This is a genomic window from Mesorhizobium sp. WSM3626, assembly GCF_000513935.1.
Lineage (GTDB): Bacteria > Pseudomonadota > Alphaproteobacteria > Rhizobiales > Rhizobiaceae > Mesorhizobium > Mesorhizobium salmacidum.
This window is the reverse complement of record NZ_AZUY01000008.1, coordinates 126,416-141,037: the sequence shown is the minus strand read 5'-3', so window position 1 is coordinate 141,037 and position 14,622 is coordinate 126,416. Positions and strand designations below refer to the sequence as shown.

Annotated in this window: 19 protein-coding genes; 7 read left to right on the top strand and 12 right to left on the bottom strand. The window is 62.7% G+C overall.

Annotated features, from left to right (window positions below):
• Nucleotide 1: 1 nt before the first annotated feature.
• From M653_RS0108975 to sppA, 6 genes are all read right to left on the bottom strand, one after another.
• Nucleotides 2-1,090, bottom strand: a complete 1,089-nt coding sequence (locus tag M653_RS0108975) for a class I SAM-dependent rRNA methyltransferase (RefSeq protein WP_027143044.1) — start codon at nt 1,088-1,090, stop codon at nt 2-4.
• Nucleotides 1,091-1,180: 90 nt separating this feature from the next.
• Nucleotides 1,181-1,435 (bottom strand): hypothetical protein, encoded by a 255-nt coding sequence (locus M653_RS01000000132255; protein ID WP_245262084.1) that lies wholly within the window; start codon nt 1,433-1,435, stop codon nt 1,181-1,183.
• A 59-nt stretch (nt 1,436-1,494) separates the two neighbouring features.
• A complete protein-coding gene (locus M653_RS0108965) occupies nt 1,495-2,460 on the bottom strand; it encodes an ornithine cyclodeaminase family protein (RefSeq protein WP_027143043.1) in 966 nt (321 codons plus the stop codon).
• 36 nt (nt 2,461-2,496) lie between these two features.
• Nucleotides 2,497-2,886, bottom strand: a complete 390-nt coding sequence (locus M653_RS0108960) for a LapA family protein (protein ID WP_027143042.1) — start codon at nt 2,884-2,886, stop codon at nt 2,497-2,499.
• A gap of 40 nt (nt 2,887-2,926) precedes the next feature.
• A complete protein-coding gene (locus tag M653_RS0108955; protein ID WP_006200394.1) occupies nt 2,927-3,211 on the bottom strand; it encodes an integration host factor subunit beta in 285 nt (94 codons plus the stop codon).
• A 79-nt stretch (nt 3,212-3,290) separates the two neighbouring features.
• Entirely contained in the window at nt 3,291-4,247 is a 957-nt protein-coding gene (gene sppA, locus M653_RS0108950; RefSeq protein WP_027143041.1) for a signal peptide peptidase SppA, read from the bottom strand.
• A gap of 353 nt (nt 4,248-4,600) precedes the next feature.
• On the opposite strand from sppA, the gene lptC reads away from it, so the two are divergent.
• The 6 genes from lptC to ptsN all read left to right on the top strand — a co-directional run bounded on the left by lptC (nt 4,601) and on the right by ptsN (nt 9,905).
• Nucleotides 4,601-5,314, top strand: coding sequence for an LPS export ABC transporter periplasmic protein LptC (gene lptC, locus M653_RS0108945; RefSeq protein ID WP_027143040.1), 714 nt, complete (start codon nt 4,601-4,603; stop codon nt 5,312-5,314).
• A complete protein-coding gene (locus M653_RS0108940; protein WP_027143039.1) occupies nt 5,301-5,897 on the top strand; it encodes an LptA/OstA family protein in 597 nt (198 codons plus the stop codon). The genes lptC and M653_RS0108940 overlap by 14 nt, the downstream gene beginning before the upstream one ends.
• Complete coding sequence (gene lptB / locus M653_RS0108935; RefSeq protein ID WP_027143038.1) at nt 5,897-6,715, top strand: LPS export ABC transporter ATP-binding protein; 819 nt, start codon at nt 5,897-5,899, stop codon at nt 6,713-6,715. The genes M653_RS0108940 and lptB overlap by 1 nt, the downstream gene beginning before the upstream one ends.
• Before the next feature lie 293 nt (nt 6,716-7,008).
• Nucleotides 7,009-8,535 carry an RNA polymerase factor sigma-54 gene (gene rpoN / locus M653_RS0108930; RefSeq protein ID WP_027143037.1) on the top strand — a complete coding sequence of 509 codons (1,527 nt, stop codon included), beginning with the start codon at nt 7,009-7,011 and terminating at the stop codon, nt 8,533-8,535.
• Nucleotides 8,536-8,799: 264 nt separating this feature from the next.
• Nucleotides 8,800-9,384: a ribosome-associated translation inhibitor RaiA gene (raiA, locus tag M653_RS0108925; protein WP_027143036.1), complete on the top strand. Its 585-nt coding sequence runs from the start codon at nt 8,800-8,802 to the stop codon at nt 9,382-9,384.
• Between the two features lie 56 nt (nt 9,385-9,440).
• Nucleotides 9,441-9,905, top strand: a complete 465-nt coding sequence (gene ptsN / locus M653_RS0108920; RefSeq protein ID WP_027056629.1) for a PTS IIA-like nitrogen regulatory protein PtsN — start codon at nt 9,441-9,443, stop codon at nt 9,903-9,905.
• 71 nt (nt 9,906-9,976) lie between these two features.
• On the opposite strand, the gene M653_RS0108915 is transcribed toward ptsN, so the two are convergent.
• The 3 genes from M653_RS0108915 to M653_RS1000000136625 form a co-directional block, all read right to left on the bottom strand.
• Nucleotides 9,977-10,234 carry a DUF1150 family protein gene (locus tag M653_RS0108915; RefSeq protein WP_015315721.1) on the bottom strand — a complete coding sequence of 86 codons (258 nt, stop codon included), beginning with the start codon at nt 10,232-10,234 and terminating at the stop codon, nt 9,977-9,979.
• Nucleotides 10,235-10,298: 64 nt separating this feature from the next.
• The gene (locus M653_RS0108910) at nt 10,299-10,724 is read right to left on the bottom strand and encodes an Hsp20 family protein (protein WP_027143034.1); all 426 of its coding nucleotides are present in this window, start codon (nt 10,722-10,724) and stop codon (nt 10,299-10,301) included.
• 1 nt (nt 10,725) lies between these two features.
• The gene (locus tag M653_RS1000000136625; protein WP_156938169.1) at nt 10,726-11,052 is read right to left on the bottom strand and encodes a hypothetical protein; all 327 of its coding nucleotides are present in this window, start codon (nt 11,050-11,052) and stop codon (nt 10,726-10,728) included.
• On the opposite strand from M653_RS1000000136625, the gene M653_RS0108905 reads away from it, so the two are divergent.
• Nucleotides 11,027-11,971 carry a nucleoside hydrolase gene (locus M653_RS0108905; RefSeq protein ID WP_027143033.1) on the top strand — a complete coding sequence of 315 codons (945 nt, stop codon included), beginning with the start codon at nt 11,027-11,029 and terminating at the stop codon, nt 11,969-11,971. The genes M653_RS1000000136625 and M653_RS0108905 overlap by 26 nt on opposite strands.
• Before the next feature lie 39 nt (nt 11,972-12,010).
• Here the strand turns inward: M653_RS0108905 and M653_RS0108900 are convergent, their stop codons facing one another.
• From M653_RS0108900 to M653_RS0108890, 3 genes are all read right to left on the bottom strand, one after another.
• The gene (locus M653_RS0108900; protein ID WP_027143032.1) at nt 12,011-12,418 is read right to left on the bottom strand and encodes a hypothetical protein; all 408 of its coding nucleotides are present in this window, start codon (nt 12,416-12,418) and stop codon (nt 12,011-12,013) included.
• A gap of 48 nt (nt 12,419-12,466) precedes the next feature.
• Nucleotides 12,467-13,081 (bottom strand): LysE family translocator, encoded by a 615-nt coding sequence (locus tag M653_RS0108895; protein ID WP_027143031.1) that lies wholly within the window; start codon nt 13,079-13,081, stop codon nt 12,467-12,469.
• 94 nt (nt 13,082-13,175) lie between these two features.
• Complete coding sequence (locus tag M653_RS0108890; protein WP_027143030.1) at nt 13,176-14,621, bottom strand: amidase; 1,446 nt, start codon at nt 14,619-14,621, stop codon at nt 13,176-13,178.
• Nucleotide 14,622 lies beyond the last annotated feature (1 nt).

The following is a 14,622-nucleotide window of genomic DNA, read 5'->3' as shown; positions in this document are numbered from 1 at the left end:
GTCAGGCCACCCAGCGCGAAAACAGTGAAGTCGAAAGCGCCCGGCCGACGGACTTTTCACGGATGATCAGCTCGCCCGATTCAACCTTGCCGCCCATGCCGGCAAAGGTGTCGCGCATCAGAGCGTGGATGGCGAAGAAGGAGGCACGGATCGAATAGGCGGTCAGAACCACGGCAAGCGGTTTTGGGGTCAGGATCGAGCGACAGAGGTCCGTCAAATCAGGCAGGTCCTCGAACAACTGCCACACTTCGCCCTTGGGGCCGCGGCCATAGGCCGGCGGGTCGAAGAGGATGATGTCGTAGCGGCTGCCGCGACGCTCCTCGCGTTCGGCGAACTTCACCGCGTCGTCGACGATCCAGCGGATCGGCTTGGCGCCAAGACCGGCCATCTCCTGGTTCTCCCGCGCCCAGCCGATCGCCTTCTTCGAGGCGTCGACATGGGTGACCTCCGCACCCGCGCGCGCCGCCACCAGCGAGGCAAGGCCGGTATAGCCGAACAAGTTGAGCACCTTGACGGGGCGCCTGGCCGCAGCGATCAGGTCCGCCATATGGTCCCAGTGCGAGGCCTGCTCGGGAAAGACGCCGACATGGCGAAACGAGGTGAAACGGCCGAGATAGTCAATGCCGTCATGCTTCATCGGCCAGGTTTCGCCGAGCGGTGTCTTGGGAAAACGCCAGCGGCCGATGCCCTCCTCGTCGGTGTCTCCGGTGAAGATCGCGTCGGCCCGCTCCCAGTCCCTTGCCGGCAGAGCCTTCTGCCAGATCGCCTGGCCCTCGGGCCGCACGATGCGGTAGGGACCGTATTGTTCAAGCTTTTGGCCGGCACCGCTGTCGAGCAGCGCGTAATCTGCGTTGGGAGCTACTTCGAGGATTACCGGAAGGTGCTCAGCGGGCAGGGCGCCTTCGCGGCGGGCGAGGATGCGCGGCGCGGATTTCGGCTCGAACTGGTTTTCCGGTTTCACATTGTGTTGTTCGCGCGGCCTGGCATCTGGCTTGACCGCGGAACGGTTCTCGGCCTGGCGCGGCTGTACGGTCCCGCTCTTCGCTGGGTGCGGTCGGCCGTCGCGGCGTTTGTCGCGAAAAGACTTCAAGAGGCAGCTTCTCCGGCGGTTCGGCCCGCTTCTGCCACAGCTATGCCCATCGGCGCAACAAACCCGCGCGACATTGCGGTTGCGGATGGCTCAGCCACGCACGATCGAAAGCAGGGCGACAACCAGCGAAACGAAGCCGACAGCCTTGGCCGCCGTGACGGCCATGTGGCCGGTCTCCCAGCGCAGCCGTATGGCTTCGAAATTGTCCGGAATCGGGCCCGGCACCCAGGTGGCGAGAACGTTATTGGCCGGTTTGACGAGAACGAACCAAAGCACCAGGGATAGCGCATAGAGCAAGGTGGCGCCGAGTGCGAACCAGAACGCCGGCCGATCCTCGCGCAGCAACCATGCGAGCAGTCCCGGGCAGGCGACCGCCGCGACATCCAGCGGCGCGCCAATGATGATTAGCCCCTGAGCGCCTTGTAGACGGCAATGCCGGCGGCCAAGTCCTCGAGTGCCGCGCCAACCGACTTGAACAGCGTGATCTCGTCAGGGCTGCCGCGGCCTTCCCTTTGGCCGCGCGCCAGTTCGTGCAGGTCGGCGACGATGGCTTCCGGCTTCAGCACGCCGGAGGCCAGTGGCTGGACGATGTCGCCGGCCTCCTTGGTGGCGCCGGCGCGTGTGTCGACATAGACGCGGGCGCGCATGATCGCATCGTCATCGCTTTCGCGCATCGTCGGGGTGAAGCCGCCAACCAGATCGACATGGGTTCCCGGCCGCAGAAGCGCACCCTTGATCAGCGGCGTGGTGGTGATTGTCGCCGAGGAGACTATGTCGGCCTGGCCAAGCTCGGCATCGAGATCGGTCGCCGCGCTGGCCGCGAAGCCCTCGGCGCACAGATCGGCCGCGACTTTCTCGGCGTTGGCCGAGGTGCGATTCCAGATGCGGATGGTCTTGATTGGCCGCACGGCGCTGTGCGCCTTGGCCAGGAAGGGTGACAGCGCGCCGGCGCCGACCACCAGCAGCCGCGAGGCATCGTCACGGGCGAGATAGGACGCCGCGAGCGCCGAGGCGCAGGCCGTGCGCCACTGCGTCAGCCGCTGGCCGTCGATCAGGGCTTCCGGTTCGCCGGTGCCGCCGTCGAGCAGGAGGTAGAGCCCCATCACGGCGGGCTTGCCGATGGTGTTGTTGTCGGGCGAGACGGTGACGATCTTGACTCCGATATGGCCGCCGGCGGAACCGCCCGCGGCTTGAAAGTCGGTCCAGGCCGGCATCAGCAGCAGGGTCGACGCCGCACCGTCAGGCCTTTCGACCGCGTGATGATGCCTGACCGGCTGCACCGCGCCCTCGCGAAATGCCGTGCGCAGCGTCTCGACCAGTCCAGGAAAGGTCAGCGCACGATCGACCTCCGCGGCCGAAATGGTCAGCATAAAGGCTCCGTGAAAAAAAATGCGCCGGCCCACGCTTCAATTGGTGGGCTTCGGCAATGCTGACCCTGGGGCTGACCCTGGGGCTGACCCTGGGGCTGACCCTGGGGCCGACCCTTGGACCGGGGCTTGCGGCACTGAAGGCGCGCGGACCGCCTGGCGCAGGTTTTCCGCCTCGACGGCGCGCTGGCGCGCCAGCTTGCGGTAGCGGCCCTGCTTGACCCATGTCGCCAGGCTGCCGACGACCATGCCGACGGCGAGCGCCAGGAACAGGAAAATAAACAGCGGCAAGGTCAGCGTCAGCTTCGGATTGCCGGGATTGAACGGGTCCAGCGTGAAGGCGACGAGTTCGCGGTTGGCGACGGCCAAAGCGATCAGGATGATCGCCAGGGGCACGAAGATCACGATAAGTAGGAAGCGGTTGAGCATGATATTTTCCGTCGCAAGCGGGCCGGGACAAGCCGTCCGGCTACTTGCCGCCGTTCAGCCTTTCACGCAGTTCCTTGCCGGTCTTGAAGAACGGCACCCATTTCTCCTCGACCTCGACGGATTCGCCGGTGCGCGGGTTGCGGCCGGTGCGGGCAGGTCGGTTCTTCACCGAAAAAGCGCCGAAACCGCGCAATTCGACCCGGTTGCCCTCGGCAAGCGCGTCAGTGATTTCATCGAAGATCGCGCCGACGATGTTTTCGACGTCGCGCAGGAAAAGATGCGGATTGCGCGTGGCAATAATCTGCACAAGCTCGGACTTGATCATCAGACGGGTCCCCGTGAAAGCAGTTCGGCCAAAATTATCAGGATGATTTTATTTGCTTTTTCAGCTGTCCCAACGCGTCTCAAGGGTGCCAGACGGAAACGAGACCGTCAAGAAACAAGCGGTCGGCGCCAAGTTCATGGATGACGTCGCCGCCGGAGTCCGGCAGGCCGAGCGCGCCGGCGACCGTGCGTGCCATCGCCTTCGACCACAGGAAACCGCCGCGCCGTTCCGTGTCCTTCCACTCGACCACCTTGAGTTTGGCATCGACACCCTTGGTCGCCAGCCAGTCGATCGCCACGGACTCGCCGCCGACGGCGTCGATCAGCCCGTTGGCAACACCCTGGCGGCCGGTGAAGATCGAACCGTCGGCGAGCGCCAGCGCCTGTTCGTGGGTCATCTTGCGGCGTTCCGCGACGATGCCGACGAACCAGTCGTAGCTGTCGAGGATGAGCTTGCGGACCATGGCGCGTTCGTCGTCATTGGTCGGCTTGAAGGGCGAGGGTGAGGCTTTCAGCGGCGAGGATTTCACCTCCTCCAGCTTGACGCCGAGCTTGTCCATCAGACCGCTGACGTCGGGATACTGGATCAGCACGCCGATCGAGCCGACGATCGAGGTTTTGCGGGCGACGATATGGTCGGCGGCACTGGCGATCATGTAGCCCGCCGACGCGGCGAGCGTGCCGACCTCGGCCACGACAGGCTTGTCGGCGGCGAGCTTGCGCACCTCCTCGTAGATCGACTCCCCGCCGACGGTCGTGCCGCCAGGAGAATCGACCACCAGGATCACGCCTTTTACTTTCGGCGACTGGCGGATGGTCTCCAGCCGCTTGATCAGTTCGTCGTCCTCGGTGATGGTGCCTTCGACCCTGACCTTGGCGATGTGGTCGACGGCAGAGCCCCCGAAATCGTCGCCATAGAACCAGGTCGACAGCGCAATCACGCCGAGCGCCACGATGCCAAAGGCCGCAACACGCCAGAAAGTCAGTTTGCGCCGCAAGCGGCGGCGGTCGATCAGGTCGTCGGCTCTCAATGCCATCGTCAGCCTCACAGTCAGCGGGAACAGACGCTTTTAGACCATGATGTCTTCATCGGGAAGCAGTTCCGTCCCGCACATGGCACGGCGATCTGCGCGCGACGGTCCATATGCTGTCTTTTTTGTGACTGGCCTATGCGAGCGATGCAAGGTAGGTGCGAAGAACTTCAGTGATGAAAAAAGACGCAAGGGCGTCTATTTCTGCTATGAAGCACTGGCTGTTGCGCTGACCCGGTTTTGTTTGTGCACGGCAGCTGGCACATTTTTGCGGTTTTCGTCGGCTTGTGCTTGCGTGAGGGCGCTGGCGTCCCACCTATAGGCGGGGCTCCTGGGCAGGGTTTTGGAAGAAAGCAGTCATGTTAGCGCGACCGAATGAACCGACCAGCCCGGAGACGGAGTTGGCTCCCCCGGCGGATGGCTGGACGCGGGGCGAAGCTTTCGACCGCGCCCAGCGTCATTCGCGCCGCGTGCGCGTGCTCAAATTCGCCGTGCCCTTGGCCGCGGCGTTGATCGCCGTGGCCTTCCCGGTCTATTCCTATTTCGCCGCGCCCGTCTCCGTCGCGGTGCAGGCCGAAGGCACCGCCTTCTCCAACGGCAAGCTGGTGATGGCCAATCCCAAACTCAACGGTTTCACCAAGCAGAAGCAGCCTTATTCGATGACGGCGCTGCGGGCGATACAGGATGTGAGCACGCAAGGCATCATCGAACTCGAAGGCATCGACGCCAAGGTGCCGATCGCGCCAGACAATGTCGCCGCGGTAAAAGCCTCGCACGGTACCTACGATCGCGACGGCAACACGATGAACCTGACCAGCGACGTTATCATCACCACGACCGACGGCATGCAAGCCAAGTTCAAATCGGTCTTCCTCGACATGGGCAAAGGCACTATGAAGACGGGCGATCCGGTCGACGTCAGCCATGACGGGTCGCGGATCACGGCGAATACGATGTCGGTCCAGGACAATGGCAAGGTTCTGGTTTTTGAGAATAAAGTGCGCGTCAACATCGATTCCGCCGCCATGAAGACGGCAGAGGGAAACAGCGGAGAAACCAATGCGGCTCAGTAGTTCGACGCGGCTCGCGGCTGCAACTTCGGCGTTGCTGCTGCTCGGACTGGTGCCGTCACTGGCGCAGTCCACCACCCAATCAGGTCTCAAACTGTCCGGCGACAAGCCGATCCAGATCGAAAGCGACAAGCTGGAGGTTCGTCAGGCCGAGAGTGTCGCCATCTTCACAGGCAATGTCAGCGTCGTCCAGGGGCCGACGTTGATGAAGGCCGGCAAGATGACGGTCTATTACGTGAAGGATCCCAATGCCGCTGCCAAGGGGTCGGAAGCGGCAGGTGCGGCGATGACCGGCTCCGCCAACATCGATCACCTGGAGATCTCCGACAAGGTCTACATCAAGTCGGATGCGCAGGTCGCCACCGCCGATCAAGGCAGCTTCGACATGAAGACCCAGGTTCTGGTGCTTTCGGGTCAGAAGGTGGTGCTCTCGCAAAACGACAATGTCCTGGTCGGCTGCAAACTCGTCGTGCAGATGAAAACCGGGCTGGCCCAGGTTGATCCATGCGCTGGCAAACGCGTCGTGATGTCGATCACACCACCGCCGAAATCGGATGCGTCGAAATCGGGAGCGACGAACCCCTGATGGCCAGCCTGTCGTCGCTGACGGCGCGTCTTCCGGGACGGGCCGCAGGCAAGCTTTCGGCTCCGGCCGCGATCACTGTCGACAAGGCGAAGTTCAAGGGAACCTTGATCGCCAAGGGCCTGACCAAGAGCTACAAGGGCCGCAAGGTCGTCAGCGGCGTCACGCTGGGCGTGCGCGCTGGCGAAGCCGTCGGGCTGCTCGGCCCCAACGGCGCCGGCAAGACGACCTGTTTCTACATGGTCACCGGCCTGGTGCCGGTGGATGAAGGCACGATCGAGATCGACGGCTTCGACGTCACCTCGATGCCAATGTATCGCCGCGCGCGCCTCGGCATCGGCTATCTGCCACAGGAGGCCTCGATCTTCCGCGGCCTCAATGTCGAACAGAACATCCGCGCCGTGCTCGAAGTGGTCGAAAAGGACCGCAAGGTTCGCGAGCGCAGCCTCGACGAACTGCTCGAGGAATTTCACATCAGCCATCTGCGCAAGGCGCCGTCCATGTCGCTCTCGGGCGGCGAAAGGCGGCGCCTGGAAATCGCGCGTGCGCTGGCGACGCGCCCGGCCTATATGCTGCTCGACGAACCCTTCGCCGGCATCGATCCGATCGCCGTCGCCGACATCCAGCAACTGGTGCGTCACCTGACGGCGCGCGGCATCGGTGTCCTCATCACCGACCACAATGTGCGTGAGACGCTCGGCCTCATCGACCGTGCCTATATCATTCATGCCGGCCAGGTGCTGACCCATGGCCGCGCCGACGAAGTGGTGGCAAATCCCGACGTGCGGCGGCTTTATCTCGGCGAGGGCTTCACGCTCTGAGACGTTCGCTGTCTGAAACAGCGAACCGCCCCGGCTCTTTTTCACGGAATTCCGATCGGAAAGCCATTTTTCCCCGGCTCCCGGAATCGCTCTCAGCGTGAAATTTGTTTCCTGATACGATTTTTTTCGCGCCGACGACCTGTTTTCCGCGATTTTGATCCGCAATAACGCTCCGGTAAGCGAGTTTTGCTAGGCTTTGCCTTGACAAGCAAAAGCCGGGCCAGTTTCTATGGCCGGCCGAGAAATTCATTCCGGAAGTCCGGACGCGTAGAGGAGGCGTTTGAAACCGAACCATGGCATTGGCGGCGAAACTACAGCTCCGACAGTCGCAGTCGCTGGTGATGACGCCGCAGCTGATGCAGTCGATTCGGCTGCTGCAGTTTACCCATGCAGAGCTCGAGCATTTCATCGACGAGGAGATCGAGCGCAACCCGCTCCTGGAGCGCGCCGAGCCGCAGGACGATGCCGCGAGCGATCAGGCGCAGAAGCTCGAGGCTGAGCCGCAAGCGGCGCCCGATGGCGACTGGTTCGAGAACGAGACGGCATGGAGCGCCGAGGCGATCTCGGAAAAGCTCGATACGTCCCTGGAAAACCTGTTTCCCGATGATCCCGGCACCAGCGAACGGCTCGGGCCCGACCTGACGGCGCAATGGAAATCGGCTTCGGGCAGTGGCGGCGGCTCCTCTTCCGAGGGGCTCGATGCCGGCGACATGGCGGCGAGCGCGATCACGCTGCGCGACCATGTCGGCGAGCAGATCGCGCTCGCCTTCACCGATCCCGTAGCGCGGCTGATCGCCGGAGAACTTGCCGATGGGCTCGACGAGACCGGCTATGTCAGGGCCGATCTGGCGGAGATCGCTGGGCGGCTTGGCACCGACGGCGTGGCGGTGGGCAAGGTGCTGGCCGTATGCCAGACCTTCGAGCCGGCCGGCCTGTTTGCCCGCGATCTCGCGGAATGCCTTTCCCTGCAGCTTGCCGTGCGTGACCGGCTCGATCCGGCCATGAAGGTCCTGATCGCCAATCTCGAATTGCTGGCGCGCCGCGATTTCCAGACGCTTAAGCGGCTCTGCGGCGTCGATGAGGAGGATTTGCTCGACATGCTGGCCGAAATCCGGGCGCTCGACCCGCGGCCGGGCATGGCGTTTTCGGGCGGCGCCAGTAACTCGATCGTCGCCGATGTCGAGGTGCGGGCGGCCAATGACGGCAGCTGGACCGTCGAACTCAACGCCGAAACGCTGCCGCGCGTGCTGGTCGACCATATCTATTTCGCCCAGGTGTCGCCGCACGCGAAGAACCAGGCCGAGAAGGACTTCCTGGCCGAGTGCCTGCAGAACGCCAACTGGCTGACACGCAGCCTCGACCAGCGGGCCAAGACGATCCTCAAAGTGGCCTCGGAAATCGTACGCCAGCAGGACGCCTTCCTCGTGCATGGCGTGCGCCACCTGAAGCCGCTCAACCTGCGCACGGTGGCGGACGCCATCGGCATGCACGAATCGACGGTCAGCCGGGTCACCGCGAACAAATACATGCTCACCCCGCGCGGCGTGTTCGAACTGCGGTATTTCTTCACCGCCTCGATCGCGGCATCGGGTGGTGGCGATGCGCATTCCTCCGAAGCGGTGCGTGATCGCATCAAGCAAATGATCGACGAAGAGAAGCCCGTCGATGTGCTGTCGGACGATGCTATCGTCGACATGCTGAGGGAAAGCGGCGTCGATATCGCCCGTCGCACGGTCGCCAAGTACCGGGAAGGCATGAATATTCCCTCATCGGTGCAGCGCCGGCGCGAGAAGCGGGCGCTCGCCAGCGCCGGCCGTTAGGCGCTCGCGATTTTCACAGTTTTCGAGTTTCATTGACAAGCCACGGTGAAGTGGCTAGAAGCCCGCCCGCATGAGACGGGCTTGATGCCCGCTAGCGGATGGTCCGTCACGACAATGACCCGGGACGGTCAAGAAGGCGGCTTGTGATCAACCGGAAAGTTCGGATTTAAATCGGCGCGAGTGACGCCGCAAAGCTTGTGCGCACGGATCACGAGTATAAACTCGGGCCAGTTTGAAGCCTGAGCAAGGAAGGTCAGTTTTCAGATGAATCTGCGCATTTCGGGAAAGCACATGGATATCGGCGATGCGTTCCGCACACGCATCAACGATCGTGTCGGTGAAGCGATCGGCAAATATTTCGATCGCGGCTTCGCGGGGCACGTCACCGTCATCAAATCGGGCTCGCGCTATTCGGCGGATTGCATGATCAGGCTGGATTCCGGCGCCTCGCTGCAGGCCACCGGCGATGCCCAGGATCCGACGCTCGCCTTCGAGGCGGCCGCCGATCGGCTGGAGACCCGGCTTCGGCGCTACAAGCGCCGTTTGAAATCGCACAATTCGGGCAATGCCAATGGCGAGTTGACCGACATTGCCTATACCGTGATGGCACCGCTTGCCGACGACGATGAGGAAATCCCGGAGGATTTCGCACCGGCCATCGTCGCCGAATCAACCATGACGCTGAAGACCATGTCGGTGGCCTCAGCCGTCATCGAGCTCGATACCAAGGACAGTCCGGTGGTTGTTTTCCGCAATGCCGGAACCGACCATCTCAACATCGTCTATCGCCGGCCCGACGGAAACATCGGCTGGATCGATCCGTCCACGACCAAAGTCGCACAGGGATAAAAGCCGGCCGCACGAGGGGTGGGGACTGGCGCGGCAGGCGAACAAGGATTTCAAGCATGGATCTGAGCGATCTTATCAGCGTTCCGGCGATCTTGCCGGCGTTGAAGGCGAACTCCAAGAAGCAGCTTCTGCAATTGCTGTCCGAGCGGGCCGCGGCGATTTCGGGCATCCCGGAACGGGAGGTGTTCGACACCATCCTGCAGCGCGAACGCCTGGGTTCGACCGGCGTCGGCAACGGCATCGCCATCCCGCACGGCAAGCTCGCCGGCGTGAAGCGCATCGCCGGCGTTTTCGCCCGGCTGGAAACCCCGGTCGATTTCGAATCGCTGGATGACCAACCGGTTGATCTGGTGTTTCTGCTGCTGGCGCCTGAAGGGGCGGGTGCCGATCACCTTAAGGCGCTGTCGCGCATCGCGCGCGTGCTGCGCGACGCCGACACGGTGGCCAAGGTCAGGGGGACGCGCGACGCCGCGGCGATCCACGCGCTTTTGTCGGACACGCAGGCCTCGCACGCGGCCTGAAGCCATCTTTTTTAAGATATCACCCCAAGGGCCGCTGTGAGCGGCCCTTTTCAGTTACCCACTGGCCGACTTTAATGAATGGCGACGGTGGTCAGGTCGTTTTCCATGGCACCGGCCAAGGCACGGTCACGCGCATCGGAAAGCAGGATCGGCTGGCCGTTGGCGCCAAACAGGGCCCACAGCTCCATACCGGGCGCGATTTCGCCGATGTTGGGGAAGCGGCCGAGCAGTTCATCGCTCGAGACCTTGCGCAGATAGGCGACCGAGCCTTCGCCGAGATGGGCGAACTCGCCGCTGGTCATGGTTATGGTTTCGTCAGTTCTGGTCATTTCAAGCCTCCTTGGCGCGAGGACGCCGCTTAAGGCCATCCCGCATGAGAGCCATCAGTGAAGATCAGTCTTTCACCGATATATTTATTTTCCGTACCAGCCGTTCAGACTCCGGCCGATCGAGGTCGATCGACAAAAGGCCGTTCTTCAGCTCCGCCGCGATCACGCGCATGCCGTCGGCCAGCACGAAGCAGCGCTGGAACTGGCGTGCGGCAATGCCGCGATGAAGGAATTCGCGCTCGGTATCGTCGGTCTGACGGCCGCGCACGACCAACTGGTTTTCCTCCGTTGTCACATCGAGCTCGCTTTCGGCGAAACCGGCGACAGCGAGCGTAATGCGTAGCCTTTCGGCCTTGCCGTCGGCACCGCTGAGACGCTCGATGTTGTAGGGAGGGTAGCTGTCACCGGACTTCGCCAGACGCTCCAGGGTCTTTTCCATGGCGTCGAAACCCAGGAGAAGCGGGCTGGAGAAAGGCGTCATTCGGCTCATGTTACACTGTCCTCTCAAGAGCGACATAAACTGGAAAAACCCAAATGGCATTTTTCCCGATGGCCTTGATATGGTCCGCCCCACGACCAAGTTCAAGCCACCAAAAGACCCGCCCAAAAAGACCAAGCCGTGGACTCACAGGAATAATCGACATGGCGCTTGAAACGACGCGCGGATGCAAGGAGAAGCGCGCAGGCCGGGACCGTTCCCCGTCGAGCGGTTCGGCAGCTTGCAGCCGGTTGGCGTTTTTCGGGCGCACGATCGGTCCGGTGAGCTGATGGCTAGCCAAACAAGGAATTGAAATGCCCCAACCACGCAAGATCATCATCGACACCGATCCCGGCCAGGACGATGCCGTCGCCATTCTGCTGGCGCTCGGCAGTAGCGAACTGGACATCATCGGCATTACTGCCGTTGCCGGCAACGTGCCGTTGAAACTGACCGAAAAGAACGCCCGCAAGATCTGCGAACTGGCCGGCCGGCCAGATATCAAGGTCTATGCCGGCGCCATCCGTCCGTTGGCGCGCGAACTGGTCACCGCCGAGGAAGTGCATGGCAAGACCGGTCTCAACGGGCCGCAACTGCCCGAACCGACGATGAGGCTGCAGGAGCAGTATGCCGTCGATTTCATCGTCGAGACGCTGATGAAGGAAGAGAGCGGCACCATCACCCTTTGCCCGCTCGGGCCGCTCACCAACATAGCGCTGGCACTAATCCGCGAACCGCGCATTGCACCGCGCATCAAGGAAATCGTGCTGATGGGCGGCGGCTTCTTCGAAGGCGGCAATGTCACGCCGGCCGCCGAATTCAACATCTATGTCGATCCACAGGCCGCCGATCTGGTGTTCAAGTCCGGCATCCCGATCGTTATGATGCCGCTCGACGTCACCCACAAGGCGCTGACCACGTCCAAGCGCATCGACGCTTTCCGCAAGCTTGGCAGCAAGGTCGGCATCGCCACGGCAGACATGCTCGAATTCTTCGAGCGTTACGACGAGGAGAAGTACGGCACCGACGGCGGGCCGCTGCACGACCCCTGCGTTATCGCTTACCTGCTGAAGCCGGACCTGTTCAAGGGCCGCCATTGCAACGTCAGCGTGGAAACCGCCTCGGAACTGACCATGGGCATGACCGTGATCGACTGGTGGGGCGTGACCAAGCGGGAAAAGAACGCCATGGTGATGCGCGACATCGACCATGACGGGTTTTTTGCGCTGCTGGTGGAGAGGCTGAGGCGGCTTAACTGACGTTTTTTGGACAGCGCGCGTTGGCACCAGCGCGCGTTGTCACCCATTGAGCAATCGATAGGTGTCGACGCCGTGCTTGTGGTGCTGCCGTTCAATAGGAACGAGGGAGCCAAGAAGATGCGGTCGCTCGACGTCGTCGTCGATCGATATCCGCGTGTTGTCGTCATCAAGGCGTACATCGTAGGTATAGTATAAATTGTGACCTACCATAGCATACGGGCTGATAGGCTTCACTCTAATGTATTCGCCCACGGCCATCACGCGTTGGGTGGCGACGACCGGATTGGCCTGAAGCTCTACAATCGCGACGGATTTCATCAGCGCAAAGGCGCAAAAGAAAGCGATGCCGACCACTGCGTCGCTGTACTCGTATTGCCAAATAAGCAAGCGATCCCGAAAGGAAACGTTTGATTTGCGCATAGTGAAGAATTGTGCAGCGGCGTACAATTCTTCAATATGTCTCTGCGAAAATATATGAAGAAGGCGCTTTCGTGGTTACTTCGACCGCGAAAACGCCAGCCACAGGCCGCCGCCGACCATGAAGCTGCCGCTGATCCTGGACAGGAGCTTGACGCGGCTGGCCGAGAGCATGCGGCCGGCGCGGCCGGCGGCGAGCGCATAGGTCGAATCCGACATGGCGGCGAAGATCATGGCGGTTAGGCCCATGACGACGATCTGCAGCGAATAATTGCCCTGCGGCGCGATGAACTGCGGGAAGAAGGCGCCGAAGAAAATCAGCGTCTTGGGATTGCTCAGCGCCACCAGCAGGCCCTGCAGGAAGAAGCCGCCGCGTGGTTTCCGGGCGGTTCCGTCGGCGTTCAGCGTGCCCTTCGAGCGGAACATCTGCACGCCCATCCAGATCAGGTAGGCGGCGCCGATCAGACGCACCCACTCGAACCAGTGGCCCATGCCCGAGATCAGCGTGTTGAGGCCGATGCCGACGATGGCAATCATGACGGCGAGACCCGCCTGTGTGCCGGCGACATTGGCGAGACCGGCACGAGTTCCGTGGCGGATGCTGTTGGCGATGATCAAGGTGACCGTCGGCCCGGGGACCAGGATAATGACGATGCAGGCAAGAACATAGGCGGCGTAGAGTTCCAGCGACATGATTTTTCCTCGCAATGCCGCTACCGCGGCCTGTCAGGCGACAATCAATGCATGGCGGCGATAACGACGCAAGCCGGTGCGCGCCGTGCCTGGCTCAGGCGCCGATCGGCCAGGGCAACGTCGTCTCATAGGCGGCCGCGGCCTTCAGCACGGCGAGATCGCCGCGTGGCCGGCCGATCAGCTGCATGCCCATGGGCCGGCCCCTGTGGTCGAAGCCGACCGGCACATTGACCGCCGGGCAACCGCCCAAGGTGGCGAAGGCTGAAACCTGCATCCAGCGATGGTAGCTGTCCATCGCCCGCCCGGCGACCTCGCGGGGCCAATGGGTGCCGACGTCGAAGGGAAAGACCTGCGCGGTTGGCAGCGCGATGAGGTCGAAGCGGTCAAAGATCGACAACAGCATCCGGTGCCAGGAGGTGCGCACGACCGAAGCCGCGCGGATTTGCGGCCCCGTCAGCCTCATGGCGTTCTCCACTTCCCAGACGGCTTCCGGTTTCAGCAGGCCGCGCCTGGCGGGATCGTCATAATGCACTTTCAGGGCGCAGCCGCTGCTGGCCTGGCGCAGCGTCACGAAGGCCAGCCAGAGTGCTTCGAAATCGAAATCCGGTCGCAAGGGCTCGGCCAGGAAGGATACATCCGTGAACCGTGCGAGTGCTGCCTCGCAAAGGTCGAGGATGCCGGGCTCGATCGGCAGATGGCCGCCGAGATCGCCCAGCCAGGCGATGCGGCCGCCGGTCGCCGCCATCGCGAGCCCTTCAAGGAAGGAGCCTTGCTTCTCATAGGAGAGGGGCGCCTGCGGGTGATAGCCGGCCTGCACGTCGAGCAACAGCGCCATGTCGGCGACGTTGCGGCCCATCGGCCCCTCGACGCCCATCTGCGCCTGAAAAACCTCGAAGTCGGGACCGCCGGGCACGAGCCCCTGCGACGGCCGAAAACCGTAGACATTGTTCCAGGCTGCCGGGTTGCGTAGTGAGCCGCCGAAATCGCTGCCGTCGGCGACGGGCACCATGTCCAGTGCCAGCGCCACCGCCGCACCGCCGCTCGAGCCGCCGGCGGTGAGCGATGGATCGAAAGCATTCAGCGTCGGACCGAACACGTTGTTATAGGTGTTGGAGCCGAGCCCGAATTCGGGAACATTGGTCTTGCCGATGATGATGGCGCCGGCGTCGCGGATGCGTTCGACGAAGAAGTCGTCTTCCTGCGGCACGAAATCGGCGAAGATCGGCGAGCCGAACGAAGTTCTGAGGCCCGTTGTGGAGGCAAGGTCCTTGATGGCAATGGGAAGGCCAAAGAGGGAGCCGCTTCCATCCGTCCGCCTGATATCGGCGGCGTCGGCCTCGCGCAGGATGTCGGCGCGGTCGCGCAACGAGACAATGGCGTTGACCAGCGGGTTGACCGCATCGATGCGATCGAGGAACGCCGTCACCACCTCGCGCACGGAGAGTTTCTTTCGGCGGATCGCGTCGGCGAGTTCGACAGCCGACAGGCGGCAGATGTCGCTGGCCGCGGGTACGGCATGTCTGGTGCGCGGGCGCATCATC

Excerpts from the sequence above, each read along its gene's own strand:
- M653_RS0108965 (WP_027143043.1), bottom strand. The coding sequence starts at position 2,460 with ATGCTGACCATTTCGGCCGCGGAGGTCGATCGTGCGCTGACCTTTCCT.
- M653_RS0108960 (WP_027143042.1), bottom strand. The coding sequence starts at position 2,886 with ATGCTCAACCGCTTCCTACTTATCGTGATCTTCGTGCCCCTGGCGATC.
- M653_RS0108955 (WP_006200394.1), bottom strand. The coding sequence starts at position 3,211 with ATGATCAAGTCCGAGCTTGTGCAGATTATTGCCACGCGCAATCCGCAT.
- sppA (WP_027143041.1), bottom strand. The coding sequence starts at position 4,247 with ATGGCATTGAGAGCCGACGACCTGATCGACCGCCGCCGCTTGCGGCGC.
- lptC (WP_027143040.1), top strand. The coding sequence starts at position 4,601 with ATGTTAGCGCGACCGAATGAACCGACCAGCCCGGAGACGGAGTTGGCT.
- M653_RS0108940 (WP_027143039.1), top strand. The coding sequence starts at position 5,301 with ATGCGGCTCAGTAGTTCGACGCGGCTCGCGGCTGCAACTTCGGCGTTG.
- lptB (WP_027143038.1), top strand. The coding sequence starts at position 5,897 with ATGGCCAGCCTGTCGTCGCTGACGGCGCGTCTTCCGGGACGGGCCGCA.
- rpoN (WP_027143037.1), top strand. The coding sequence starts at position 7,009 with ATGGCATTGGCGGCGAAACTACAGCTCCGACAGTCGCAGTCGCTGGTG.
- raiA (WP_027143036.1), top strand. The coding sequence starts at position 8,800 with ATGAATCTGCGCATTTCGGGAAAGCACATGGATATCGGCGATGCGTTC.
- ptsN (WP_027056629.1), top strand. The coding sequence starts at position 9,441 with ATGGATCTGAGCGATCTTATCAGCGTTCCGGCGATCTTGCCGGCGTTG.
- M653_RS0108915 (WP_015315721.1), bottom strand. The coding sequence starts at position 10,234 with ATGACCAGAACTGACGAAACCATAACCATGACCAGCGGCGAGTTCGCC.
- M653_RS0108910 (WP_027143034.1), bottom strand. The coding sequence starts at position 10,724 with ATGAGCCGAATGACGCCTTTCTCCAGCCCGCTTCTCCTGGGTTTCGAC.
- M653_RS0108905 (WP_027143033.1), top strand. The coding sequence starts at position 11,027 with ATGCCCCAACCACGCAAGATCATCATCGACACCGATCCCGGCCAGGAC.
- M653_RS1000000136625 (WP_156938169.1), bottom strand. The coding sequence starts at position 11,052 with ATGATGATCTTGCGTGGTTGGGGCATTTCAATTCCTTGTTTGGCTAGC.
- M653_RS0108895 (WP_027143031.1), bottom strand. The coding sequence starts at position 13,081 with ATGTCGCTGGAACTCTACGCCGCCTATGTTCTTGCCTGCATCGTCATT.
- M653_RS0108890 (WP_027143030.1), bottom strand. The coding sequence starts at position 14,621 with ATGATGCGCCCGCGCACCAGACATGCCGTACCCGCGGCCAGCGACATC.